General features: G+C 39.5%; 2 protein-coding genes and 1 tRNA gene. All 3 read right to left on the reverse strand.

All coding sequences use genetic code 11. The annotated features are described in order from the left end of the window. Nucleotide 1: 1 nt before the first annotated feature. The 3 genes from MTX11_RS16495 to MTX11_RS16505 all read right to left on the reverse strand — a co-directional run bounded on the left by MTX11_RS16495 (nucleotide 2) and on the right by MTX11_RS16505 (nucleotide 1,058). Nucleotides 2-74, reverse strand: a tRNA-Glu gene (locus MTX11_RS16495). Nucleotides 75-251: 177 nt separating this feature from the next. Beyond that, nucleotides 252-410 carry a hypothetical protein gene (locus MTX11_RS16500; protein ID WP_004646377.1) on the reverse strand — a complete coding sequence of 53 codons (159 nt, stop codon included), beginning with the start codon at nucleotides 408-410 and terminating at the stop codon, nucleotides 252-254. An 81-nt stretch (nucleotides 411-491) separates the two neighbouring features. Continuing rightward, a complete protein-coding gene (locus MTX11_RS16505) occupies nucleotides 492-1,058 on the reverse strand; it encodes a hypothetical protein (RefSeq protein ID WP_243475616.1) in 567 nt (188 codons plus the stop codon). Nucleotides 1,059-1,110 lie beyond the last annotated feature (52 nt).

Below are 1,110 nucleotides of genomic sequence, written 5' to 3' on the forward strand. Positions count from 1 at the left end.
GCGTCCCTACGGGGATTCGAACCCCGGTTACCGCCGTGAAAGGGCGATGTCCTAGGCCTCTAGACGATAGGGACGTTGCGAGGTGATGCGTATATTAAGGACTAAGCCGGGTTTTGTCAAAAGGGTTTTTGCTAAAATTCATTTAACAGTTTAAACATTAGGCAAAACAAAAACTTTATTTTATTAAAATGTTATTTTCTGAACAGATTTCAAGACTATAAAAAATAAATATTTGAAAAGATCACTAAAACTTAGTGATCTGGAGTTTGATATTGCTCAGGCTGAGAGTTTTCAGCTGGGGTTGATACTGTCTCAGTCTCCGCAGTGTTGTCATCATCACGGTTGACGATATAGAGATATAGCGCGGACGGGGCTAAAATCAGTAAAACCAGTAAGATCTTTTTTAACATGATACAAAGGCAAAATATGAAATCGCATTAATTATAGCCTAAGCAAATTAAAAAGAGCAGCAGCATGTACCTATTCAGGCTCTAGAATTTAAAAGTAACATCTGCAATAAATTGGCGGCCGATTTCAGTCATCACACGTGGTCTATCATTTGAGGTCGAGCCTGTTGTATAGGTATTCACGCGGTTGGTGACGTTGTTAATGGTTAAACCAAAAATTGCCCTTAAATCTTTTGAAATTTCCCAGTCATAGGTGGTGCGCATATCCCATGTAAATTTGGGTTTAATTTCAGAGGCTAAATAGGTGTCAATCAGTTCACCTTCATATTCGACTTTGTCATTTTTATCGGAGACTGCAACCATATCATCGTAACTGTCTTTATAGCTAAAGAAGTTTGAAATACGTACAGGCAGTGTATCGAATGTAATGTCCCAATTTACTCGTGCGGTCCATGGTTGGTTAAAGTTTGGGGGAGGGCGGTCTGACCAACGGATAATTTGACCATCATAAGAGACCCATTCATCTTGAATGGCTTGATCATAGGCTGAAGTGTAATCTATATAACTGCGGAAGACTTCACTGTAGTCAAATCCCAAGGCAAATAAATGTTGGCTATCCCCCAGAGTGATCCTAGACAGTATCGTGGACAACAAATCCCTCTAAATTCTTGAAATATTTCTGTTCAAAGGCTTCTGGGCTTAA

The organism is Acinetobacter lwoffii (assembly GCF_022809915.1).
In the GTDB taxonomy this organism is placed as follows: Bacteria; Pseudomonadota; Gammaproteobacteria; order Pseudomonadales; family Moraxellaceae; genus Acinetobacter; species Acinetobacter lwoffii_M.

Excerpts from the sequence above, each read along its gene's own strand:
- MTX11_RS16500 (WP_004646377.1), bottom strand. The coding sequence starts at position 410 with ATGTTAAAAAAGATCTTACTGGTTTTACTGATTTTAGCCCCGTCCGCG.